The organism is Filomicrobium insigne, from assembly GCF_900104305.1.
GTDB lineage: Bacteria > Pseudomonadota > Alphaproteobacteria > Rhizobiales > Hyphomicrobiaceae > Filomicrobium > Filomicrobium insigne.
On the sequence record NZ_FNJC01000001.1, the window covers coordinates 610,543 to 634,798 of the forward strand.

The window sequence follows — 24,256 nt, forward strand, 5'->3', positions numbered from 1 at the left end:
AGGGGGGTTCCTCCGCCCACGCGGAGGTCGTCCCTGCTTTGATGAAGTTGTCCGCGTCGCGCGCACGGTTCCTCCGCCCACGCGGAGGTCGTCCCGAGCGAAGCCGCAGCCGTTCAAGCGGCGGCACGGTTCCTCCGCCCACGCGGAGGTCGTCCCAATATCATCGGCGCAGTGACGTTTGAAAGTGCGGTTCCTCCGCCCACGCGGAGGTCGACCCATGCTGTTTGACCCAAGCGAGTTTACGTCTCGGGCTCCTCCGCACACGCGGAGATGGTCCCATCAGGCCACGCTTGACAAAAGTGCACCAATTGGTTCCTCCGCCCATGCGGAGATCGACCCTCTCGTTGCTCGTACCGAAGCGCTCTCAGCTGGGCTCCTCCGCCAGCGGGAGATTGACCCTCCGTGCGTCAGGCGAATAATTCCGAGATCAAAACAAAAACGATAAATTGAAAGCCGGAAAACGTGCACTTTATGCGGTGCCGCGCCCCGCAAGGGGTGGTAGGGGCTAGGAAGGACCCAGAGGGTAACCCCCCCCTCGCTCGGTTGCGGCGCGCACTGGCGCGATGGCAGGGGCCCAGTACCAACGCCGACTGTCATCCTGACGGCTCGAGCGCCCGCGATGGCGCGTCAGTGCGTCAGCGCACCCCCCAAAGGGGGTGCTGGGCTGACGCTTTCTGCTGACGTTACGCCGCCTTCACGCTCTGCTGGTTCGCCTCGCTCATCAGCGACGCGCTCCACCCGCAACGCGGAACAGTCTGCAACGATGTGCAACGGTATGGGCTTCGACATCTCGTGGTCGCGCTGCTTAAGGCAAATGAGCCGCTTACAGCCGGACTTCTCGGTGATGGCGAATGCGGCCGTTGCATCGGCTATAACCGATGAATGTCCCCTGACGTTGGCGTCGCCCGACTTGCCCGTGTGAGCCAGCACGATAACCGTGACGTTCTTCTTCTCGACAAGATCGAGCAACACGCCCATGACGCGCGTCATATCTCTAGCCGCGTTCTCGTCAGCGCCACGCATGGAACTGGCGAGGGCATCTAGGACGACGATCTCGATCGGAACTCCAAGACGCTTCGAGACCGCGTCTATGGCAGTACTGATCGCTTCGAAGGCGTCCTCGTCCAGAAGGTTAGGAACCGGAGACGCGATCGAGATCGGCAGGGTCCGGGACCCAGTGTCGGCCAGCGCGCGGAGGCGTCGCTCAGTGCTCGCCGCCGCTTCAGCGGCGAGCCACAAGGTCGGCCCGCCGTTCACTGGGATGTCAAGCCATGAGCCACCCGTGCATCCAGCTACTACGAGGTTGGTGACAAGAGCCGTCTTTCCGCAACCTGCAGCGCCCGCCACAACTGTGACGCAGCCCTTGGGGAATAGTCCGTGAACCAGCCATTCCTGCGGCGGTGGTGGTGGATCGTCTAGGAACCGGAGGTGCATCGGCGCACCTCCCTTGTTCCGGCGAGTGGACTTGTCTGCTTGGGTCACCAGCGCACCTCGCGCAGAAGAGCTGCCAGGGCGGCCGGAACGGTCGCGTGGTAGTCTCCCAGCAGCCGCAGCCCTTCAGGCTTCTGGCGGTAGACTGAGAAACCCTTGGCACCTGATGATATAAGGACAGCCAGCCGTTGAAGCCCCAAGAAGACTATCCACATGCCTGTTCGCAATGGCTCGTACCTGAGATGAGCGACGGTACCTAGGTTAGTGTCTTTCAGCCCCGGAGCGGTGTTCCCCAGCCGATGCGTGTTGCACTTTGCCATTCCGCACCTCCTACGCTTGAGCCGACAGGCGCGGCAGAGTGGTCAGCCACGTCTGCTCCGCCGACGCGGTAATCAGTGTCTTGCGGCCAACTTTGATGGCCTCCAAGCGACCGGCCTTGATCTCGGCGTAGAGTGTCGTCTTCCCGATGCCGTTACGACGGCAAATCTCAGCAGGTGAGTAGGCGTTCTTTTCTGTCATGGGTCCTCCTAGTTCACGCCTGCCCGTTGCAGGACGTGGGAGGACCTTGACGTTTCCGGTCCAAGCTTTTGTGGACAGAAATCGCGCTAGCGTGTCCAAGGCGGTAAGGGGTCGCCCCGGTTCAGCTCGTCCAGGACAGTGCGGACGCTTCGAGCAATGCTGCCCCGGCCGCCCGCATCCTGGAAAGCAGCCTCCACAAACTCAAGAAATGTCACGGGCCGTCTGCGCGTCCGATCCGCCCGAGCCGAAACGGCACTCGTGCGGCCGTTCGGCCGCCTGTGTGTCTGGCGCCACCACCAATTCGCCAAGCTCTCAATGAAGGCCCGGACGTCCGCTGCCTCGGCTCGACCAGAGCCTGAGCGGCCTGCCTCCCTGACCCGCGCAGCGAAGCTTGCGGCATCCTCGTCGGGACGCCTCGTGACGCCCAGCGCAGCCGCGAGGTCGCCACCCGCGACGGTCGTATAGGTGCTTTCTTCGCCTCGCTCTAGAGCGGCGACAGGATCGCGCAAGTTCAATGGGCCATAGCGCGCCATATGTTCTCGTTCGCGTCTACCGCGTACCCTGTTGAGAGCGGCACGTGCGTCTTCATGGGCTCGGAGAACAGCCAGCCCTGCGTACAAGCTTGCTTCGTTGACTGAGATGGGGATACGCCAGGGGATTTTTGCTGCCAGCCCCTCGACACGCCACGGCTGCCCCGGCGCCGGCATGCGGTCGAGTTCGATGCGGTGACGGAGCACCCCATGCGCGTCGATGTGCAGGAGGTGGAGGTCGTCTGGAGGGTCGTCGTGAGCCATTGTCACGACGTAGCCAGAACCACTCGAACGAGCAAGGCCGTTGACGGAGGACGTACCCAGAAAGTTGGTACAATGGTTGGTATTGGATCGCGACGCCAAGAACATAATCTAATAATAACAATAGCTAAGACCATTAATTAAATGCCTCTCCTGGCACCATCACTTTCTTCAGGGTCTGCAACGCCGTACGATTTTAGCATCATTGAGAAATCGGTCGCCCCACTGCTACACAGGGGTGCTGCTTATGGCGCGGCCAACGAGCGTTCAGACCCATCCAGTTATCAGTTCAGAAAGCGTGTTTCAGCTGCCGTTTGAAGATCAATCGGAGCCCGCGCATTGCTCTACTGCCTCCGTCTTCAAAGAGTAGCGACGATCCTATACTCGCGCCTGTCACGCTCAACGATGAGGTACACTGGAGAGACCGCGGTAGGGATCTTGCGGAGGGCTCGGCGTAGCACGCTGTCCGCCCAACAGGGAATGACCTCCAGCGGCTTCGGATAGATCGGCTTCGGTCAACAAGCTCGACCAGCTGCTCGGCTCGATCACCACGTTACGGGCAAAATTTCAGCCCTGCCCCTTCGCGCCCATCTCGCCTTGAACGGCAAGCCGAACTCCAAATTCTATCGACGCCTGAGGTCTTTTGATCGTTTGGCTGACGCGCCTAACAGCCTCGGTCAGCCAGATGACTCGTGATTTCGGGCGTTCGGCGACGAGCCGCAACGAGATCAAACTCGCCGCAGCACAAGCCAGCATCCCTGAGTTCAAATTAAGAACCGGTAGCCCTCGAGAGCGAGAAGGAATCTCTTTGCATCGAGACCGCCCGCAAAGCCGGTCAATGAGCCGTCGGAGCCGATGGCTCTATGGCACGGCGTAATGATCGACACAGGATTTTTGCCGATGGCTGCACCGACAGCGCGCGACGCTTTGGGACTGCCAATAATTTTCGCGAGGTCCGCGTATGTTTGTGTTTCTCCGAATGGGATACCTTGAAGTGCACCCCAAACTTTTTTCTGAAAATCAGTACCAACCAGATCGAGCGGAACGGAAAACGCTGTCCGCTTCCCGTTAAAATATTCGGTCAGCTCAGCCTCTGCTTGTAACAGGAGTGGGTGATCAACACGCTCGGAAAGCTCTCCGAGCTTGACCCGATGAGGATCGTCGTTTTCCCAAAGAACCGCAGCCAAGCCATCATCGCTTGCGACCAGCTTGAGCTGTCCGACAGGCGAACCCATAATCTTGTAAGCGCAGCCCATGTTTCACAAACGCGTTGGAGGTGGGGAAGGCGCTTGGTGTCGCCTTCCCCCAAAGTATACCGCTAGCTAAGCATCAACGGGTCGATAAAAATTCCACTCAAGCTTCAAAGAAGATAGGCGGGCGACGCTTGTGAAACGCAGTGGCATCCTCGAACGCCGCAGCCATCCGGAGCAACAGCGCTTCCTGGAAGTGATTGCCGACGAGCTGCATGCCAATAGGAAGCCCCTCCGGCGAGAAACCGCAAGGAATGGCGACCGACGGCAGAGCTGTGTAGCTGAAGGGGATCGTGAACTGGCGTCCACGTCCAAAGTCCTTAGCCGCGGCTTTGAGCAGCGGTGCGGTTGTCGGTAGGGAAGGCGTCAGAAATGCATCGACAGATCGGAAGGCTTCTTTGACTTCCGCGATCACGAAGGGACGCTCGCGAATCCGGCTTTCGTATTGCTCGGCCGTAACCTTTGATCCCTTCGCGATGTTGTCGGTGACGATCGGCCCGAAGAGCCGTTCCGCGTCCGGTGTGGAGCGAAACTGATCGCCAAGGATCTGATTGAACTCATAGAGAAGGATTTCGCTGAAGAGTTTTGCGTAATCGAGTTGCCCCTCCAGAGGCTTGACCTTGATAGGCACGATTTCGGCGCCTAGGTCCTTGAACGTCTTCTCTGCCTCCTTGACTGCAGCAGCGACCGGTTCGTCGATGTCCGCATAGGTATAGTTGTCAACGATACCGATACGCAGGCCCTTCACGCCATCCTTCAATGCCGCCGTGTAGCTGACCCGAGGCTGCGCGAGCGCCGAGTTCTTGTCTTCAGGATCGAAGCCCACCATTGCGTCCATGAATATCGCGAGGTCGCGCACATTACGCGCAAGTGGCCCCGTCGTGTCGAGGCTGTGCGAGCGCGGATAGAGCCCCTTCAGGCTGACCAGCCCGAACGTTGGCCGGATACCCGCTATGCCAACCCAAGAGGCCGGCACGCGGATCGATCCGCCGGTATCGGTGCCAGGTCCGCCAAGGCAGAGATTGGCGGCGATGGCGGCACCGGTTCCACTGGAGGAACCACCCGGCGAACGATCAAGATCCCAAGGGTTGTGAGCATCGCCGAATGTTGTGTTCGTTCCTGAAACGCCTGCCGCGAAGGCGTTCATGTTCGTCTTTCCAAGGAGGATGCAACCGGCTTCCTTCAATTTGCGAACGACAGTGGCGTCAGACGTCGACTGGCGATCCTTAAATGCCTCGGACCCGACCGTTGTCTTGGTCCCCTCGACATCCATGAGATCCTTGATGACAATCGGAATGCCGTGCAGTGGCCCGCGGTCTTTGCCATTCTTAAGTTCTTCATCGCGTTCCGCGGCAGTGCGGAGCGCTTCCTCCTTCAGGACCGAGATGAACGCGTTCAACTGCGGCTCAAGTTTTTCGATGCCGCTAAGGTAGGCTTTTGTGAGCTGCTTCGATGTCAGAGAGCCGGAACGGAAGCGTTTTCCAGCCTCAACCACCGAGTTCGGAAGACCTTCATTCCCGGCTGATGCACCCGCAAGCGCTCGCGTGCTCGTTCCTGCAACCGCAAGGATGCCAGCCGCAGCAGTCGCCCCGGCAAGCACGTCTCTCCGATTTAGGCCCTTGTTTTTATTAGCGTCCATAAGGAACGTTTCCTCCTGCCATTTTTTTATGCAGCATTACTCTTGCAGTTATTGAGACAATGTGTCCAGTTTTTTGATGGAAAAACCGTGGATGGCGGAACATGCGTTCGCATCAACGTTTTCCGCCACCCAGCATTATGGATAGCCACACTCTGAGCTTATTGTGCGGAGCCAAGGAGTATCCGTATGCGCTCGCGGATAAACGGCGCCACAATAGGGCGGCCGTCGACCACGTCGACATTGAGCGCATAGACATTGTCGACAATCTGCGCGTCACAGTCCTTCTGCGCGGCTTCTTTTATTTTGAGGAGATCGGCTCGGTTCCGGGCCAGCGCGGCTTCACGTATGTCGCGCACCCAATCGCCCGTCCCTGCGTAGTACACGACGTATCGGGAACCGGTTGGTCTGGAAAAAATGATGCTTGTCATGAACAGATAACCACCTAGCCCAGGTCTTCGTGCGACATAGTCACGTCACGAAGGCGACCCTCGCACTGAACGTCACCCTGCGCGGCGTAAGCACCTAACGTGGCGGAAAAAAATGGGACGCAGAACGTGAGGATCAGTTTGCCCCATTCCACCTCTGCGTTGCCGGCAATAGCGTCCCCCTGATTGATGAGGTTGAGAACTGTCCCAACCGCTGTAGCGATGAGAAGAGACCGCTTCACCACATGCCAGGAGAAGGCCGAACGAAGTGCCGATCCGTGAGCCGCCGGACGACTGGGAGCACCACGTTTACCTCTCTCCGTTTCAACATCCCACGCCATGCGAAGCAAATCCCCCCCGCTTCCACCGCCTATCGCACTGCCGTTTCCATGAGGCCGAGCTCACGGAACGCACGAAGCGACCCGGGATGAAAAGCGTCTGGATTTTCGGAAGCGCCATAGGCGAGCGTCGCGGGCGTCCATGCCTTCGTGAACGCGTTATACTGGGCGATCTTGTCGTAGTTCTTGACCATCACCCGGATCAGTTCCGCTGCGAGTTCCTCTGGAAAGGAAACATGCGCTTCCAGCAATAGCAGGTCCCCAAAAGTAACGAGGGGATCGGGTTGATTTGGCAGAACATTGGGTTCGTATTTAACGATGCGGAAGGGTGCGCCGGTTTTCTTATTGTACTCTTCCGTCATCTCAGCCGGCACCTGTACATAGCGCCAGTCTCGGTTCGACGCTTCGATCTGCCGGTGCGGACCGCTGACCACGGTATGCTTGCCATCCGCGCTGGTTACACCGAACAGCGTTCCGACGTCCGTCCGTCCATCGAGTAGAGCTTCGATATTCGGGCTCGTACCGAGCGTATCCAAGCTCGTGAGCTTGGGCGTCAGCTTCCATCCGTCGAGTAGCATGCGTTGGTGCATGCCCCATTCGTTTTGCGTGAGAAGTCCGATTCCGACCCGACGTCCGACGAAATCCGAAGGGGTGCGAATCTCCGGATTGAGCGTGACCCACACATTGTAGGAAAGGCCCAGCACCGCAACGATACGGAAGTCTTCAGCGTTGGGAAGCGGCTTCAGGTAGAAGGGCGCCAACCCTGTCTTCGCTGCCCAATCCAGAACGCTACCGGACCCAAACAGCGTATCCTTGTGACGATTAGGTTGTGTCGCCATTGCCTTGACGTTGAAATTGAAGCCGGACGTCTCTTCCACTTTGAGACGCAGGGTCTTTGAAAATTGCTCCATGTGGGTCTGGATAGCGGCGAAGGCGTTGTAGGGGCCTGAGCCACTGGGGGACGTCATAATTCGGACTGTTTGTTGAGCGGTCGCCGGAGCGGCGACAAGCAAAAGCGCAGCCGCAGAGAGTAGCGTCCGCAGGGTCACCTGTTTCATAACGTCTTCCTCCCAAATTGATTTTTGATTGTTTGGTCGTGCGTGAGCAGGCGCCCGGTAAAGCCGGGCACCTGCTTTTGGGGTTAAGCTACCTTTCTGGATTCCTGGGCGAGCGTGTCAGCCAGTTCCTGGAGGTTCGCGGTGATGTAGGTCGGCTGTACGCCGATCTGCAGCATGGGCTGACGGGCTCTATTGGTCCAAGCGCAGCGCAGGCCCTGACGCATGGCTCCAACCACTTCCCAGAAGTGGCCCGTGACCCACAGAATGTCTTCCTTGGCGCATCCGGCACGCTCAATTCCAAGTTGGAAAACCCTTGGTGAAGGCTTGAACGCGCGGGCCTCCTCGCCGGAGCTTATGATCTCATCGATGTAGTCGATCGTTCCCGCGAAGCGACTGTGATCTTCGATCATCTTCTTGGTCGGGTTGGCGACGATCTTGACCGTCAGGCCCTGCTCCTTGAACGACTTGAGGGCGCCAATGACATCCGGGTAGGCCCGCAGCCGGTGATACTCGCCGTTGATTTCTTTGATCGTGGCGCAGCTGAGCTTTACGCCCTGATGTTCCAGAGCCCAGCGGAGACAAGCTTCGGTAAGGTCTGGGTGGGGGACGAAGTTGTCGGCCAGGGTCGTGTAGAACATCGCCCATTTCTGTTGGAAGCGCCAATCAGCAGCGATCCGATGGGCCAAGTGGGATTCTTGGACGTACTGTTCGATGACATCGGCGATCGAGTAGTTATCGACGAGGGTACCCCAGGTATCGAAGAGAAGTGTCTTAGTCATATTAGTCTCCTATGGTTTGAGTGAACTGGGTTTGGAAATCGAGTAGGGGCCGAGAGCGACCGGCGACGAACCGACCTCTTTGCGGCGCTGTTCCTGCCAGGTACGGAGGATCAGAACGATCGCAGCAGCGATGACGATGGCTGCGACGAGAACCCACTGAGTCGCCAGGTAGGCGCAGTGCAGCGCGGGGCCGAGGAGCAGAGCCAGACGCTCGATCCGACGCAACGGCCGTCCCATGACCCCATAAATCGCGGCGCCCCACATCACGATTGCTGCCATCAGTGACAGGCAGGCAAACGTGGCTCTCAGCCCGACATCGGGGAATGCCAGGATCGAGGGGAAGACGACGAACGTGTAGGGGATCAGGATCGCGACAAGCGACATACGGGCTGCTTCACGTACGGTGGCGTAGAACCCGGCTCCCGAAATCCGGGTCGCCGCCAGAACGCCGACGGCGACCGGCGGTGTAACAGCGGAGAAGATCGCGAAGTAGAACCCGAAGAAGTGCGCGGCCATTGCCGGGACGCCGAGATCAATCAAGAACGGGATCATCACGATGGCGATCAGCGCATAGGCTGCGGGCGTCGGCAGGCCGAGGCCGATAAGCATGGACAAGACCATGCCAAGAAGCAGTCCGAGCGCCACGTTATCGCCCGCCGCGACCATGATCGTGCGGCCCAACTCGAAGCCCGCTCCGGTCGTGATCAGGACCTGCACCAGAATACCGATGCCTGCCATGATCAGACCAAGCTGCAGAGCGGAAATCGTACCGTAAGTCGCGCCAGCCCAAAGCTCTGTCCAACTGGGGCGATACTGCGCCGGCCGCAGGAAAGAGAGCGTAAGCAATAGCCCGAGCGCCCAGAACGCTGCATAACCAGCCGAATAGCGCAGGTAGAGAAGGGTAACGAGCACGCCGAACGAAATCAGGAATGACGGCAGCGTCCACAAGATCCCTGCGACATCGACCGGCTCGTTGGAGCGCTCGAGGCCTGGCGTGGCTTCCGCCAGGAAATAGGCCGCGATGAAGACCGTCAGAACGAACAAGAACGCGGGTATGATCGCAGCTGCAGCGACTTCGACGTAAGGAACACCAAGATTGACGGCGATTAGAAATCCGCCCAAGCCCATGATGGGTGGAATGAGCTGACTGCCGAGCGACGAGACAACTTCAACTGCACCCGCCGCGGCCCCGCTTAGCCCTCGTTGCTTCATCGAGGTGATCGTGACCGGGCCTGACAAGGCGACATTGGCGACTGCTTGTCCCGTGACCATGCCGATAGCCGAACTGGCCAGGATACTCGAATAGCAAATCCCGCCGCGGCTTACGCTGAGGAGCAGCTTCCCGACCTCGTTGAACATGTCGAGAATACGCGTTCCCTTCAGCAGTCCACCGAAGAGGATGATCAGGAACAACGTATCGGCGGAAACGGGAATCCCCCAGAGCACGCCACGCGCGCCGCCCATGCCAGCGAGGTAGCTCATGATGACGTCGCTACTGGGGGATTCGTAGTTGAACGCACCAGGTAGCAGATCCCCGAATGCGAAATAGAGCGTGGACAGGAATATCAAACCTGCCAGGACACTGCCCCAGACGAGATAGACCAACACAATAACGGCTGCGAGTACGCAAAAGCCGGCAATGAAGTCCGTCTGGGTGATGAAGGGCTGGCGCAGTTCTAACTCGCCAACGATCAGGTGAAGATAGGCGGTGGCCGCCAAGCCAATGATAAGGACAGCGATGAGCGGCCATCGCCCCAAGCGTGCTTTGGGGGAAGCGTCGGAAGCTGACCACTCCGTCAGGAGCGATAGCCCCACGACTGCGAGCACCAGTCCGAGATGGAAGTAGTAAAATTCGAGGGCGCCATGGATTGGATAGATAATAATAGCAAGTTGATATGCTATTGCCAGGGCTATGGTCGCGTCTCGAAGCAGTCGAATAGACGTATAGCCGAGCACGGTTACTCGCTCCTCTTTGCGTTTCCTCTATGCGCTCATTTCAGCGCTTATGTTTTGGCAAAGAAAAGCTAGCAGATGGCGCGGTATGCTCCTGTCAATTGGATGACAGCTGCATGAATTCGTCGAAAAAGAAACGCGCTAGAGGCAGGGGCCGTCGTCGGCTTCGATGAGGTCTTGCAGACCTTCGATATCGATCACGATGATGTGCCGATCCTGAATATCGATCAGTCCCACGCGCCGGAAATCCTGGAGTCCCCGGTTTGTCCATTGACGTGACGACCCAATGAGCGTCGCGATATCGCCTTGGTTCACCCAGTAACGGATGAGAGTGCCTTGACCGCATTGCTCGCCGTAGGATTCACACAGGAGCAATAGCAACCGCGCGAGCCGCTCTCGGACGTTTTCAGTGCCGAGTAGCTGATACAGGATCGATACCCAACGCAGCTTTGCTGTCAGGCTGCGATGAAACCACCAGAGAACTTCCGGGTGGGCCCGCGCCACACTCCCTGCCCTTTCACCGCTGATCGACAATAGTCGCGTGCGGCTGAGGGTTTTTCCTGACCAGACGTGCCCCGCCCTCTCGAATAGGTCCGGCCCACCGACAAGATCTCCTGCGCTCCAATAGGACAGCGTCGATTCTTTCCCAGATGGGGAGACGTAGTAGACCCGCACGAGCCCATCTAGGATCAAGGAGGTATGGGTATGGGTAGATTCCTGCTCGAATAGCTGACTTCCTGCAGGGAGGATGCGCAGTTCTCCGGCGCGGAATAGCGCTTCCCGAGCCTCAACGCTCAGGTCAGGCAGAACCGCAATGTCCTGAGGATCGATCGAAATGGTTTTCTCGTCACGATCCAACATTTGGGGTTTGCAATTCCAGTTGCTGACAAAGCCTAGGCGTTCCTAATCTAGAGACAAATCGCCTTTGAGGGGAGCCCCCTTGTAAAGAGCTTCTCCAGCTCCGTAGTTTTCTCAAGCGGGCTTCTTGATCGCCCGTAACATGGGATGACTGTTCGGCCTAAAGAAAGCGTCCAGACACGTGCCGTGTCCAGACGCTTGTTGGCGCTACTTCGCGGGCAGAATCTCGATTGCGCGGTATTGCTTGTCCCGGCCAAGCTTTACTTTGAAATCGACCTTGTCTCCCGCTTTGATGCCGCCGAGTTCCACATGCTTGGTTACAGGTAGGTCCATCGTCATGGTCGGCCAGCCTACGTCCGGCATCGGTTCGTGAGTCAAGTTGATGAGGCCTTTGTCAGCATCAACCGAATTGATAACACCAACGCCAGAAGCTTCCGTGCCCGGCTTCACCTCCATTTGACCATGGACGGAATGATCCATTTTCATGTCTTGCGATGCGACAGGGCTCGTACTGATGAAGAGGCCCAGTACCGCAGCGGAAACGAACGTTCTAACCATTTAAACTTCCTCCTTTGGATTGAGACGAGCTGGAAATCCGCCGTGCTGTTCAGCGGGATGTGCGAGAGGACGGACCTCAGTGCTATCGCGCTGAATGTCGTTGGATTTCGTGTTGAAACGCCGCCCCTCCCAAATGAGATAGACGACTGGAATGACGAACATCGTGAGGAGCGTGGTGGAGGCCATGCCGCCGAGCATGGGCAACGCGATGCGCCGCATAACGTCGGCGCCCAGTCCCTCAGTGAAAAAGATCGGCGCGAGACCTGCCACGATTGTGAGGACCGTCATTAGTTTGGGGCGCACACGCATGGCGGCACCGGCAATGACCGCGTCCTGAAGTTCAGCGAAGCTTTTCGGTGGGCGCTCGCGCATCTGCTGATCAATGTACAGCAACATCACAACGGCTGTTTCGACCGCGATCCCGCCAAGCGCGATGAACCCGACGGCAACGGCGACCGAGAAATTATAGCCTGCGAGATAAACGGCCCAGAGGCCGCCGATCAGCCCGAACGGCAACGACAGCATGATGATGAGCGTCCGGTCGAGCTTACCGAAGTGCAGCATCAGCAGGACGAAGATAATGAGCACCACAGCCGGGATCGCGATCGTCAGCCGTTCACGCGCCTCCTGCATTTGCTCAAACTGACCGGACCAGGATATCGCATAGCCGGGCGGCAGATCGATCGAACCCGCAATGATGCTTTGAGCTTCCGCTACGTATCCGCCGATATCGCGATCCGCGATGTCGACAAAGACCCAGCCAGTCAGTCGCGCATTCTCGGAGCGGATGAGCGGCGGGCCGTCGACGTACGCAATTTCAGCGAGTTCCGCGAGTGGAATGTGATGTCCAGCAGGTGTGGGCACGAGAATGTCGCCAATCTGCTCAGTCGTCTCGCGGAACGGGCGATCGTAGCGAAGGATAATGTCGTAGCGTTCACGTCCTTGGACACTTTCGGCGAGCTTCATCCCGCCCAGCGCCGTCTGGATAACGGATTGGAAGACGGCAAGATCAATATTACGGCGGGCGAGTTCTCGTCGGTCCGGCCGGATCTCAAGGTACTTTCCACCCTGCACGCGATCAGCAAATGCGGAGCGCGTGCCCGGCACATCCTTGACGGCACTCTCAATTGCCAAGGCGAGACGCTCAATCGTCTGCAGATTGTCGCCTGAGATTTTGATGCCAATCGGTGTACGAATCCCGGTTGAGATCATGTCCATCCGGATCTTGATCGGGTATCCCCAGGAATTGACGAGGCCGGGAAGTTTCGTCCGTTGATCAAGCTCAGCGATAAGATCGTTCTTCGTCAGGCCCGGCCGCCATTCGTCCTGTGGTTTGAGCTTGATCCAGGTCTCGATCATGGAGATCGGCGCTGGATCTGTTGCCGTGTCGGCGCGGCCGAGTTTTCCGAAAACACGCTCCACTTCAGGAACCGTTTTGATCAATCGGTTGGTCTGAGCCAGCACCTCCTTCGCCTTTGTGATTGAAACGCCAGGAAGCGTCGTCGGCATATAAAGCAACTCACCCTCATAGAGCGCGGGCATGAACTCGCTGCCTGTGTTCCAGATCGGATACGCAATCGACACCGTGGCCGCCAACGTAAGCAGGATCACAAGCCAGCGTGCTTTGAGTGCAATCGACAAGAGCGGCCGATAGGCTGAAACGAACACCCAGTTCAGCGGATTACGCATCTCGGGAAGGAGGCGCCCGCGCACGAGCCACAACATCAACACTGGGACCAGCGTCACGGAGAGGAACGCGGCAAAAGCCATGGCATAAGTCTTGGTGTAGGCGAGGGGTGCAAAGAGACGATAGCTTTGCCCCGTGAGTGCGAAGACAGGCAGGAAGGATACGGTGATGATCAGAAGTGAGAAGAACAGCCCCGGCCCCACTTCCTTTGCCGCCAGAACGAGAGCGTCTCTGCGTTCTCGCGCAGATGTCTCTTGAGGGAGTGCCGACAGTTTCCGGTGGGCGTTTTCCACCATGACGATAGACGCATCAACCATCGCACCTATGGCGATCGCGATACCCCCAAGTGACATGATGTTCGCTGTGATGCCCTGCTCTGCCATGACGATGAATGCAGCAAGTACACCGAGCGGCAGCGTGATGATCGCGACGAACGCCGAGCGGACGTGAAGCAGGAACAGGAAGCAGACGATTGCGACGACGATGCCCTCTTCGACCAACTTCGTCGTCAGGTATTTCACGGCACCTTGGATGAGCGGTGCGCGGTCGTAGACCGTGACAATCTCCACGCCTTTTGGAAGGCCGGCCTGAAGGGTGGCCAACTTCTTCTTTACCCCCTCAATCACGTCGAGGGCGTTTTCACCTGAGCGCATGACGATGATACCGCTGACGACTTCTCCGTCACCGCCAAGCTCAACAACACCACGTCGAAGTTCCGGACCTTCCACCACGTTGGCGATATCAGACAGAAGAACCGGCGTGCCCCTTGCCGAATAAACGACCACGTCCTTCAACTGATCGAGGTTCTGGATGTAGCCCGTCGAACGAATGATCAGCTCAGTTTCCGCCTGCTCGATCACCCGGCCGCCAACCTCACTGGATGCAGCTTTAACCGCCTCCCGAATGCGGGAAAGAGGCACGTCGTAAGCACGGAGCCGGTTGGGGTCGACAAGGACTTGGTATTCCTTCACAAACCCGCCGACGGACGCCACTTCCGATACGCCAGGGACCGTCGCCAATTCGTACTTCAAGAACCAATCCTGAAGTGTGCGCAACTGCGCCAGGTCGCGCGTGCCGGTGTGGTCAACAAGCGCATATTGAAAGATCCAGCCGACGCCAGTCGCGTCGGGCCCGAGTTGTGGATTGGCGTTTTCCGGGAGCGATCCTTGAACCGACGATAAGGCTTCGATGACGCGGGAGCGCGCCCAGTACTGGTCCACATCGTCTTCAAAAATGACGTAGACAAAACTTGTTCCGAACAGCGAGAAGCCACGTACGGCCTTGGTGCGCGGCAGTCCGAGCAGTGTTGTTGAGAGTGGGTATGTAACGAGATCCTCAACGATTTGAGGCGACTGGCCGGCAAACTCCGTGCGAATAATGACTTGCGTATCGGTGAGGTCGGGGATTGCATCGAGCGGCGATTTCTCTATTGCAAGCCATCCCATGATGATGAGCGCCAATGCCCCCACCAGAACGAGGAGTTGGTTATTGACGGACCAATCAATGACCCGCGCGACCGCAGACTCCGTCGGATCATGGCCTGTAAAATCGTCAGGTCGCGTGGTCATTGCTGCGCCTCCATTTCGCGTCGACGCGATCAATGCTGATGACCCGGCATGGTCTTGGGTTTGGTGGACGGCATTTCTTCCGCAGCGGCATTCGCCGATGCCGCTCCCTCTTCAGGTGCAGGCTGAGAGTAGGAAATCATTGACGATGAACCTTTGCCGTAAGGGTTCAACTCGCGCCCTTCGAGTTGAAGCCACATGCGGGCAGATCCGTCGTCTTTCCAGAGCGCGATCTTCTTTTCGCGATAATGGTCCGGCGCCCCTTCGCGTATCCAGGGCGCAACAGCGTCGACAAGCGTTGCGAGCGCCGCTTTCACCTCGCTGTCTGTTTTGGCTGCCTGCGCATCGCGGATCGCCTTCACGGCATCTTCCATAACGAAGGCGAGCCTCGTGTGCTGGAAAGCTGGCCACAGAAGCGTCTTCACTTCGATCGCTGGATCTAGAAACTTCGGCTCAACCTGGTAGCCATCCGTTAGCGTCTCATGGAGATAGAGCGCGGCATCGACAAAATGATCGACCATCGCAAATTGCGCTGAATCGAGCTTGAGTAGGGACAGTGGCAGTTGCAGCCGCTCAAGTTTCCGGAAACTTTCACGCAGGGCACTTTCGGAATCGATGAGGAATTGCCCTGATACGACGATATCGTCGCCGGCTTCGATCTCGCCGCCGATCTCCGTCCAACGTCCCGAAATGAGCCCCGTCGTCACGGTGCGCGGTTCAAATCGTCCTCCGCCAAGGGACGCTACGACATATCGTGCACCGCCACTCTTCAGAATGGCCTCCGACGGAACCGCGAGCCGCTGCTCAGTTCCAACTTCAAAGGCGACATCGGCATAGGCTCCCGGCCGTAACTGCCCGTCCTTGTTATCAAGAACGAGGCGCACCTGCCCTGTCCGGGTCGCTGGATCAATCGTCGGGTAGACGTACTCGACTTTGGCGAAAACTTCGCGCCCCGGAATGTTGGGAAAGGTCACGCGCGCTGGAATGCCAGGCTCGATAAAGGAGAGGTCTTTCTCCGACACGCTGACCATTAGCCAGACCTGCGAATAATCCTGAATTCTGGTGAGTATCGTGCCGCGCTTCACGTAACTTCCTGGGCGCAAATCGATCATTGTCACCGTGCCGTCACGGTCGGCATAAAAGGGCACAAACTCCATCACCTCGCGGCTGTGTCTGAGTTCGGCGATGGTGCGCTTCTGCATGCCGAACGCTTTAAGGCGGGTCTCTACAGATTGGATCCGCGTGCGGCTTTGGCCGCTCAGGGCTTCGAGATAGTCTCGCTGAGATACGATGAACTCCGGTGCGTACAGCGTAAACAGAAGGTCGCCTTTCCTCACGGCATCGCCGATGGCCCGGATGCGCAGATCCTCTATCCAGGCCTCGGTACGCGCAGACATTTCCGTTTGCAGCCGTTCATTCTCGGAGATGCGGCCGAAGCTCCGGACGATTCGTCCGAAGCTCGTTTGCTCGGCCTTCGCTATCCGGACACCCATGGTTTGAAGTGTCTCTGGAGCCACCACGATCGCCGTCCGCTGCTGACCTTCGGAAGCCGCTTCGGCTGCACCATCACTTTCAAGTTTGACCAGATCCATGCCGCAGATAGGACAAGCACCGAATTCGGACGCGATGTAGTGGGGGTGCATCGGGCACGTCCATTTGACGTCACCCTTCTTTGCGTCCGACGGTTGGCTACCCGGGGTTTCCGTCGCGTACGTTGGTAAGCCGCTGGAGAGCGGGAGCAACATGACCAGAAAGGCTGCGATCACAAGCCGATGGTATTTCATGAGAAATTCCTTGAAGAGGGTCCTGCCCCAGGCGTGCAAACGCCAAGGCTCGACCGCCCCATCGCTTCATCGAGGGCGGCGCAATGAACTCTTCAAAGGTTCTTAAATTCGCAGGCGGGCGTTGAACGCGACAAGCCGCTCGGTGCCGGTTCTTGTGAGGCCGCCGAAGTTTGGCGGACCGGCAGGCCAGTAAGCGTTGATCTGGCATCCGTCCGCGCACACTGCCTGGATGCGTAACGGATGGACTGCGACCACTTTCCAGTCCAGTCGCGGTTCGGTGTCAGATATTTTAGGGACGAGTTTGTCCGAGATCCGGTCGAGGCATGTCGCTACGCAGTCTGCCTCATTATCGGATTGGTGGTGGGAAACCTCCTGCACCACGTAGCTATGATCGTGTAGGCCAGCCGATCCCGCGTGGGCGTGATGGATCGTTTCAGCGGTGGTCGCCGCGTTGTGCGCTGTGTGGTCGGCGTGCGCGGTCACCGCCGGGAACAGCCCAGCGATGGCATTCATCCAAATCAGGATGGCACAGCACACGCATCCCAGGATTTTTTTGCGTCCGCGCATCGTTGCAAGACTAGTCCGTTTCACCGGGCGCTAGTTGATCCAGACTGTGGCGTGCGGTCAAGCCTCAAAGTATGATGCGTCATTACGAAATGGTGATCGGGACGTCGTTGGGATGAGGAAGTCCTTTTTCCGGTTTCGACAAGCGACTTCAAGCTCATCCGAATATAGGGACAGCGCGGACCAAGGCAGTCCGCGCCTGCTGTCTGCGGCGCGAAATCAGAGTTCCTGCTTGGAGAAGTCGTAGCGCGGGGTCAGCATGGAAGCCATGTCTTCCTTAGCAACTGTCTTCTTGACGTGGAATTCGTCGTTTTCGATGCGGCTGATGTAGCAGTCGATCATGCCGCTATGGTCCTCCTTACGGAGTGTCTTGGCGCCCTGCGGAAAGCCGAGCGAGTTCGCCATCTGGAGGCCTTCAAGGGCTTCGATAACACCCTGGTCATCGCTCTTCTGCTTCCAGCCGCTCCCTTCAATCGCTTGCTTCAGCGCGAAGAGATTTTCCCAGCTCTGCCATGAGTGGCTCTTGGCATTGACTTTGTCAGAACCTTCTTCGCGCGCGTTTACGCCGTCGATGCCAATCTGCTTGATGAACTCCTTATGGAATTCATCGTCCTTGTACTTCAGCATGCGCGGGAAGTTCTCGACAATATAAACACCCTCAGCGGCGCCCTTCAGATCCGCTGGCGCAATCGCCTCGATGGTGCCCGAGACGGAGTACATCTTCATCGTCTTCTCAAGACCCATGGACTTGGCCTGCGTGTAGAAGGCGACCGAGAGCGCACCGAAGAACACCGAGAAGAGCACTTCCGTGTCTTCGGGGATGCGCGCAAGATAAGGAACCAGATCCTTGGCATCGAGCGGGACGTAGATCGGCTCATGGACTTTGCCGCCGAGCTTCTCGATGACGGCTTTGTGCTCTTTGTAGTGGCTATGACCCCAGGCATAATCCGGCGAGATGATCGTCCATGTCTTGCCGAGGTTCTCATAAGCCCACGGCGCACCGGCCGCAGCTAGACCATACGTGTCCGTCCCGGTACGGAAGCTGTAGCGCGTCCCCTTCTCGCCGGTCGCCTCGGTCGCCTCGCCCGTTGAGAAGTAGACTGTCTTCATTTCACTTGCGACGGGAATCGACGCGAGCATCACGCCGGAATGCACAGAGCCGGTGATGAACGACGCGCGGCTACGCTGAATGAGCGAACGCAGCTTGCGTGCACCGGCAGCAGGATTGGATTCCGTATCCTCGGTCACAAGCTCAAGCTTGCGGCCGGCGATACCGCCTGCCTCGTTGATCACCTTCGTCGCGGCGAGCGCGCACTTGTTGTGCCAGTAGCCCCATGACGCAAAGCCGCCCGTCAGTTCGCAGTGATGCCCGATCACGATCGGCCCGCTCGCCTGGGCGAACGCCGACATGTCGCGGCCGAGGCTGATATAGGCACCGGCAGCCGTCCCGCCGGCTAGCGCGACTTGCAGAAAACTGCGACGTGTCACGCCGCTTGTGGTGCCTTTGTCGGAAGCAGTCTTCTTGGGGCGGACCTTCGGGGGGTGCTTAGTCATAACTGAAGACTCCTTCCTGATGAACCTAGAGAGAAACGCCAAGGTAGCGGTGGATAGTCGAAGGATCGGCACGCAACGCGGCCGGCGTCGCTTCGTGTACGATGGTGCCGCGCTCCATGAGATAGACGCGGTTGGCAAGGCGCAGCGCCGTACGCAGGTTCTGTTCAACAAGCAGCACGGAGATACCGCGCTTTGCGATCTCATCGATCTCGTGACGGATCTGGGAGACGAGCTTAGGCATGATGCCTTCCGTCGGCTCATCAAGCATAATGAGAGAGGGTTTCATGACGAGGCAGCGCGCGAGCGCAAGCATCTGTTGCTCCCCGCCGGAGAGTGTGCCAGCCGGCTGAGAAAGACGTTCTTCGAGGCGGGGAAAGCGGCGGAATACGTCAGCAATGATTTCCGGATCTGGAGTACCGGTCAGGCCGAGTGTGAGATTTTCCTTCACCGTGAGCAGCGGGAACATGCCGCGCCCTTGGGGAACATACCCGAGACCAAGCGCGGCCAGTTTATGGGGCGCGACGCTTTCGAGATTGACCCCGTTGTAGCTGGCGGTACCGCCGGTGCGTTTCAAAAGGCCAAGAATTGCGCGAAGTGTCGAGGTCTTGCCGACGCCATTGCGCCCGAGCAGCGCTACGGTCTCGCCGGGTTCGACTCTGAGACTGACGCCGCGCAGTACCGGAACCTTGCCAATGTTGGCTTTGAGATCATCAATCGCGAGCGCCGTCATAGGTCCTCCTCCTCCGGCGCGCCGAGGTAGGCTTCCTGAACATCGGGCGAATTGCAAATTTCATCGGGCGTCCCACGGGCGAGTAGACCGCCCTGCGCCATGACGATGATTTCGTCCGCGATGGCGAATACGACCTCCATGTCGTGCTCGATGAGCACGATATCGACAGTTCGCGCGATGTTGCGGATGGTGGCGACGGTCTCTTCGGTCTCTCGCGGGCCCATCCCGCAAACCGGCTCGTCGAGTAGGAGGAGCCGCGGCTCGTTGGCGAGGGCCAGGGCGATCTCAAGAAGCGCGATATCACCATATGAGAGCGTCGAGGCACATGTCTGCAAATGCGCCGAAAGACCGACCTGCGCAGCGAGCTCTTCGACGCGGCGATTGACGGCGACGTAGGAGGAGGCGGGCCGGAACGGTGAAGCGAGGCCCTCATGAACCATGACCGCCGTGCGTATGTTTTCCGCGACGGTGAGGCCAGAAAACACGCTTTTGATTTGAAGCGTGCGCGAGACACCGCGACGCACGATCTGATGCGGTTTGAGCCCCGTGATCTCCCGGCCGTGCACGCGTACGCGGCCAGCGTCTGGTCTGATCTCGCCGGTTATGAGATTGAAGAGCGTGGTCTTGCCAGCACCATTCGGCCCGATAATCGCGTTCAAACGCCCCGCTGGCAGCTCGAAGCTCACGTTATCGACGGCAACGAGTCCGCCGAACCGCCGGGTCAATCCTGCTACGCTCAAGGCGACGATGTCTTCTCCCCCACTGCGCACGTCAGCCCCCCAACTTGGTGTCCGCGGCCGGCTTTGACAGGCCCGGATTGGAAGTTGGCGTCTCGGCGGGTTTGTTACGCCCGATCACCTTCATGAAGTCGCTCCAAGCACCAGCGAGACCGCGCGGCGCAAACATGACAACGAGAACAGTGATGGCCCCGACGACAAACAGGTAATGCTCCCAGACGGTGGAGATGAGCTCCCGGAATATGATCAGCAAACCGGTGCCGAACAGGGGACCGAGCAGGCTTCCAGCACCGCCAACGATCGCCCAGACCACGGCCTCACCCGAGACGTGGTAGAACATGTACGATGCCGACGCATAGCGCCCGAAGAAGGCGAAGAGCGCGCCAGAAGCGCCGGCGAGTCCACCGGCGAGAACGAATGCGAGATAGCGCGTCAGGTAGACATTGATTCCGACGAGCGCGGCACGCCGGTCGTTCTCACGCACAGCCATGAAGCGCACCCCCAACGGGCTGCGGACAATGAGGCCAAAAAGCCCGTAGCAAGCAGCGACGACGAGCAGGATCGTGTAGTACTGGACGGACTGGTCGGCGAGGGAGAGTTCCAGGTCGCCGAAGGAAAAGACTTTGGGCGTGCTGAACGAAATACCATCATCGCCACCCGTGATCGGCTTCGCGCTCATGGCCGCAAAGTACAGGATGAGCGAAAAGACCACGGTGATAATTGCAAAGTAGTGCCAGGTCAGGCGCACGGCGACGCTACCTGCTATGGCGGCCATGAGCATTGCAGCAACGATGCCGACGGCAAGTCCGCCCCAGAAGTCAGCACCCCAATGAATAACTGACAACGCAGCTCCATACATGCCGACGCCGAAGAAAAGCGCTTGTCCGAAAGAGAGCAGGCCGACGTACCCGAGCAGAAGATTTACACTCGCGGCGAGCAGCGACCAGATCAGGATCTCGGCAATAATGTCGATCCAAAACGGGCTGACGAACATCGGCATAACGACGGGAACAGCCAACAAGAGGCCGGCGAAGACCACGAGCGCAACACGAGAGATATTTGTTGCTGTCATCGCGTCGCCCCTGAAAAGAGCCCGTTGGGTCGAACGAGCAGCACCACGCTCATGAACGCGAGCGAAATAATTCTAGCGATCGTCGGATCGGTGACGCTTGTGACCAGTCCTTCCAGAACCGCAAGCAATACGGCAGCGGCGACGGTGCCCTGCAAATTGCCCAGTCCGCCGATGATCACCGCCATGAAGCAGAACGGTAGGATGTCGACACCCGTGCGGAATTCGACGGTCGTGATGGGCGCTGCGATCACCCCGCCCAGAAACGCCATAGCCGTGCCCAGACCGAACGTTATGGCGCAGATGCGCGCAACAGGCACACCGAGCGCCGTCGCCGTCTCCGGATCATGACGCACGGCGCGGATCCAAGTGCCGAGCTTCGTGCGCGTAAGAAAAGCGAAGAATGCGATCAGGCACAGTGCGGCGAATGCCGCGGCAAACAGGCGGTAGACATCGTAATCGATGCCGAACAGCGGAAGGGTGCCTTCGATCGGCGCCTCCATCCGCCGCGGCTGCGCTCCGTAGATCGCACGCACACCCTCCTGAAGCATCATCGAGAGGCCGAACGTCGTGACGATAGTGAGCGAGGCCTGGCGGATCGTCGGTCGGATAACCAGGCGCTCAAGCACGATGCCGACAGCAAAGCCAATAATCGGCACAAGTAAGAGGGCAATCCAGTACGAGCCGCTCGCCACCGTCAGCGTGAGCGCCGCCACGGTGCCCAGCATGAAGAAGTCGCCATGCGCAACGTTGATGATGTCGAGAAGCCCAAAGATGATGGAGAGGCCAAGCGCAATCAGCGCAATAATCAACCCCCAAACTAGGCCGTTCACGGCAAGTGCCAGCACGAGTTCGATAACAGAAACTCCCCCGACCGATCGCAGCGCGCCGCGAACAATTAACAGAGGCTTTGCAGCCAGATGCCGATAAAGTTCAACACGAATTGACACTCAATGCAACACGAGTTTTTGCTGATAATAACGGCATTACTAGCGAATTTTTGAGGCAATTATCGAATTGCTGTCAATCTTATTCGACAGTTCATCTAGGTTGTGGCATGGTGTTCCCGGCCCAAAAAAGCGGGCCTTGCGATACGGAAAAATCTCACGATGGCTATTGATCGCGTTTTGATGGACATAGGTCTGCACGAGACGGAAGTGCGCTTTTATCTGGCGGCGCTCGAACTCGGGCAGGCGCCCATGCGCGACATCGCGCGCAAGGCCGGGATCAGTCGTACGAATGCCTATGACGTCTTCTCACGCCTGCTGGCGCAGCGGCTCGTCAACGAGATTCCACAGCCGACAGATCGTTCGATGCTGATCATGGCGGAGTCACCGGAGCGCGTGCTGGAGATTGTCGATGAGCGCCGGAAAAAGCTCGACGCGGTGATGCCGGAATTACTCTCATTACACAATCGCACGCCAGCCAAACCCAAGGTGCGCTATTTCCAGGGGCCGGATGGCATAAAGGCCGTGCTTGACGAGACACTGACGTGCCGCAGCAAGGTGCTTCTTGGCATACTCTCTATGAGCGATCTCTATGAGGTGCCGGGACGCGAGTGGATGGACGACAACGTCCGTCGCCGCATCGAAGCCGGCGTTACCCTGCGGGTTGTGCGCTCGCCGACGAAAGACTTGCATCCCTTCTGGGCGGACAATCCAGCCGACCTGCGTATTGTGCGCTACGCTCCAGATGATTTCACTTTCTCGATGACGACGTACATCTACGACGACAAAGTGGCGCTCATCTCCTCACGCAAGGAGAACTTCGCCATGACCATCGAGAGCGCCGAGTTCGCTGCCATGCAGACGGGCCTTTTCGAAACGCTCTGGGCGGCGAGCCGCCCAACGGCAGCGGCGGGAAAGCGATCCGGCCGCGGCAAGATCATCGACCTTCAACGAAAGAAATAACTTAACCAACTGGGACACGCGTATGCCACTAAGTTACCCGCGCTTTAAGGCTGCTGCCTGCCACATCGCGCCCGTCTTCCTCGACAGTACGGCCACTGTGGAGAAGGGGATTTCCTATATCAGCGAGGCGGCCCGTAACGGCGCGTCACTGGTTGCGTTTCCCGAGAGCTTTATCCCGGGATTTCCGGTGTGGGCTGCGCTGCGCCCGCCGATCGAGAACCATGACTTCTTTCGTGCGCTCGCCACTCAGTCCATACGGCGAGACGGCCCTGAGATCGCGCGGCTCGCGGCGGCGGCGCGCGATCACGGCGTATACGTCTCCGTCGGCATCAGTGAGGGCACGGATGCAAGCGTCGGCTGCCTGTGGAACGCGAACCTGTTGATTGGTCCTGATGGCAGCATCCTTAATCACCATCGCAAGCTTGTTCCCACGTTCTATGAGAAGCTGGTCTGGGCGAACGGCGATGCTCGAGGCCTGCGGGTTATCCCGACTGACATTGGCCGCATCGGCATGCTGATTTGCGGTGAGAACACAAATCCGCTCTCGCGCTACGCGCTCATGGCTGAAGGTGAGCAGGTTCATATTTCGACTTACCCGCCGGTGTGGCCGACACGCCCACCAACCGACAATGGCGCATATGATCTGCGCCGCGCTATCGAAATCCGGGCGGGCGCGCACGCTTTTGAGGCGAAAGTCTTCAATATCGTCTCATCAGCCTTTGCCGACGAGGCATTGATCGCAGCGGTCTCTAAGGAGGACAAGCGAATCCGCGAGATTATCGAACGGTCTCCGAAGAGCGTGTCCATGTGCCTTGATCCCACGGGCTCGGTCATCAGTTCCGTGCTCAGTGACGAGGAAGGCATCGTTTATGCCGACATCGATACGGCGCTCTCCGTCGAGCCGAAGCAATTTCACGACGTCGTCGGTTATTACAATCGCTTCGACATCTTCGATCTCGAGATTGATCGCTCTCCGCGCGAGCCCGCGAGATACATTGAGGTAGCGTCCCCTTCGCTCGCCGCTGAGGGTGACGAACCGACCTCAGAAAGAGCGTAG

At 58.5% G+C, this 24,256-nt stretch carries 23 protein-coding genes; 2 read left to right on the forward strand and 21 right to left on the reverse strand.

The annotated features are described in order from the left end of the window. Positions 1 to 627 precede the first annotated feature (627 nt). The 21 genes from BLS30_RS02725 to BLS30_RS02830 all read right to left on the reverse strand — a co-directional run bounded on the left by BLS30_RS02725 (position 628) and on the right by BLS30_RS02830 (position 22,239). The gene (locus BLS30_RS02725; protein WP_090226414.1) at positions 628 to 1,434 is read right to left on the reverse strand and encodes an AAA family ATPase; all 807 of its coding nucleotides are present in this window, start codon (positions 1,432 to 1,434) and stop codon (positions 628 to 630) included. A gap of 44 nt (positions 1,435 to 1,478) precedes the next feature. Beyond that, a complete protein-coding gene (locus BLS30_RS02730; protein WP_090226417.1) occupies positions 1,479 to 1,751 on the reverse strand; it encodes a hypothetical protein in 273 nt (90 codons plus the stop codon). Positions 1,752 to 1,761: 10 nt separating this feature from the next. After that, positions 1,762 to 1,950 carry an excisionase family DNA-binding protein gene (locus BLS30_RS02735; protein ID WP_090226420.1) on the reverse strand — a complete coding sequence of 63 codons (189 nt, stop codon included), beginning with the start codon at positions 1,948 to 1,950 and terminating at the stop codon, positions 1,762 to 1,764. Between the two features lie 86 nt (positions 1,951 to 2,036). Then, positions 2,037 to 2,744 carry a hypothetical protein gene (locus BLS30_RS02740; protein ID WP_090226422.1) on the reverse strand — a complete coding sequence of 236 codons (708 nt, stop codon included), beginning with the start codon at positions 2,742 to 2,744 and terminating at the stop codon, positions 2,037 to 2,039. Positions 2,745 to 3,505: 761 nt separating this feature from the next. Then, a complete protein-coding gene (locus BLS30_RS02750; RefSeq protein ID WP_090226428.1) occupies positions 3,506 to 3,997 on the reverse strand; it encodes a methylated-DNA--[protein]-cysteine S-methyltransferase in 492 nt (163 codons plus the stop codon). A gap of 97 nt (positions 3,998 to 4,094) precedes the next feature. Beyond that, positions 4,095 to 5,630 carry an amidase gene (locus BLS30_RS02755; protein ID WP_090226431.1) on the reverse strand — a complete coding sequence of 512 codons (1,536 nt, stop codon included), beginning with the start codon at positions 5,628 to 5,630 and terminating at the stop codon, positions 4,095 to 4,097. Positions 5,631 to 5,788: 158 nt separating this feature from the next. Further along, positions 5,789 to 6,058 carry a DUF2849 domain-containing protein gene (locus BLS30_RS02760; RefSeq protein WP_046477788.1) on the reverse strand — a complete coding sequence of 90 codons (270 nt, stop codon included), beginning with the start codon at positions 6,056 to 6,058 and terminating at the stop codon, positions 5,789 to 5,791. A 14-nt stretch (positions 6,059 to 6,072) separates the two neighbouring features. Beyond that, positions 6,073 to 6,396: a nitrate/nitrite transporter NrtS gene (nrtS, locus tag BLS30_RS02765; protein ID WP_090226435.1), complete on the reverse strand. Its 324-nt coding sequence runs from the start codon at positions 6,394 to 6,396 to the stop codon at positions 6,073 to 6,075. Between the two features lie 29 nt (positions 6,397 to 6,425). Then, positions 6,426 to 7,451, reverse strand: a complete 1,026-nt coding sequence (locus tag BLS30_RS02770; RefSeq protein ID WP_090226438.1) for a TAXI family TRAP transporter solute-binding subunit — start codon at positions 7,449 to 7,451, stop codon at positions 6,426 to 6,428. An 83-nt stretch (positions 7,452 to 7,534) separates the two neighbouring features. After that, a complete protein-coding gene (locus tag BLS30_RS02775) occupies positions 7,535 to 8,230 on the reverse strand; it encodes a haloacid dehalogenase type II (protein ID WP_090226439.1) in 696 nt (231 codons plus the stop codon). 9 nt (positions 8,231 to 8,239) lie between these two features. Next, positions 8,240 to 10,186: a TRAP transporter permease gene (locus tag BLS30_RS02780; RefSeq protein ID WP_090226442.1), complete on the reverse strand. Its 1,947-nt coding sequence runs from the start codon at positions 10,184 to 10,186 to the stop codon at positions 8,240 to 8,242. A gap of 138 nt (positions 10,187 to 10,324) precedes the next feature. After that, a complete protein-coding gene (locus tag BLS30_RS02785) occupies positions 10,325 to 11,044 on the reverse strand; it encodes a Crp/Fnr family transcriptional regulator (protein ID WP_046477780.1) in 720 nt (239 codons plus the stop codon). Between the two features lie 204 nt (positions 11,045 to 11,248). Further along, positions 11,249 to 11,599: a copper-binding protein gene (locus BLS30_RS02790; protein WP_090226444.1), complete on the reverse strand. Its 351-nt coding sequence runs from the start codon at positions 11,597 to 11,599 to the stop codon at positions 11,249 to 11,251. Beyond that, positions 11,600 to 14,854 (reverse strand): efflux RND transporter permease subunit, encoded by a 3,255-nt coding sequence (locus BLS30_RS02795; protein ID WP_090226446.1) that lies wholly within the window; start codon positions 14,852 to 14,854, stop codon positions 11,600 to 11,602. Between the two features lie 29 nt (positions 14,855 to 14,883). Further along, positions 14,884 to 16,635 carry an efflux RND transporter periplasmic adaptor subunit gene (locus BLS30_RS02800; RefSeq protein ID WP_052743776.1) on the reverse strand — a complete coding sequence of 584 codons (1,752 nt, stop codon included), beginning with the start codon at positions 16,633 to 16,635 and terminating at the stop codon, positions 14,884 to 14,886. A 102-nt stretch (positions 16,636 to 16,737) separates the two neighbouring features. After that, on the reverse strand, positions 16,738 to 17,202 hold the full coding sequence (locus tag BLS30_RS02805; protein WP_046477775.1) for a hypothetical protein: 465 nt from the start codon (positions 17,200 to 17,202) through the stop codon (positions 16,738 to 16,740). A 216-nt stretch (positions 17,203 to 17,418) separates the two neighbouring features. After that, positions 17,419 to 18,753, reverse strand: a complete 1,335-nt coding sequence (locus BLS30_RS02810) for an ABC transporter substrate-binding protein (RefSeq protein ID WP_090226448.1) — start codon at positions 18,751 to 18,753, stop codon at positions 17,419 to 17,421. Positions 18,754 to 18,778: 25 nt separating this feature from the next. Then, positions 18,779 to 19,483 (reverse strand): ABC transporter ATP-binding protein, encoded by a 705-nt coding sequence (locus BLS30_RS02815; protein ID WP_090226451.1) that lies wholly within the window; start codon positions 19,481 to 19,483, stop codon positions 18,779 to 18,781. Then, positions 19,480 to 20,253 (reverse strand): ABC transporter ATP-binding protein, encoded by a 774-nt coding sequence (locus BLS30_RS02820; protein ID WP_244465037.1) that lies wholly within the window; start codon positions 20,251 to 20,253, stop codon positions 19,480 to 19,482. The genes BLS30_RS02815 and BLS30_RS02820 overlap by 4 nt, the downstream gene beginning before the upstream one ends. 1 nt (position 20,254) lies before the next feature. After that, positions 20,255 to 21,292 (reverse strand): branched-chain amino acid ABC transporter permease, encoded by a 1,038-nt coding sequence (locus BLS30_RS02825; protein WP_090226454.1) that lies wholly within the window; start codon positions 21,290 to 21,292, stop codon positions 20,255 to 20,257. Continuing rightward, a complete protein-coding gene (locus tag BLS30_RS02830) occupies positions 21,289 to 22,239 on the reverse strand; it encodes a branched-chain amino acid ABC transporter permease (RefSeq protein WP_244512348.1) in 951 nt (316 codons plus the stop codon). Before BLS30_RS02830 ends, BLS30_RS02825 begins: the two co-directional genes overlap by 4 nt. A gap of 159 nt (positions 22,240 to 22,398) precedes the next feature. Here BLS30_RS02830 and BLS30_RS02835 point away from each other — a divergent pair, with 159 nt between their 5' ends. Together BLS30_RS02835 and BLS30_RS02840 are read left to right on the forward strand one after the other, a co-directional pair. Then, complete coding sequence (locus BLS30_RS02835; protein ID WP_090226456.1) at positions 22,399 to 23,199, forward strand: TrmB family transcriptional regulator; 801 nt, start codon at positions 22,399 to 22,401, stop codon at positions 23,197 to 23,199. 22 nt (positions 23,200 to 23,221) lie between these two features. After that, entirely contained in the window at positions 23,222 to 24,256 is a 1,035-nt protein-coding gene (locus BLS30_RS02840) for a carbon-nitrogen hydrolase family protein (RefSeq protein ID WP_046477767.1), read from the forward strand.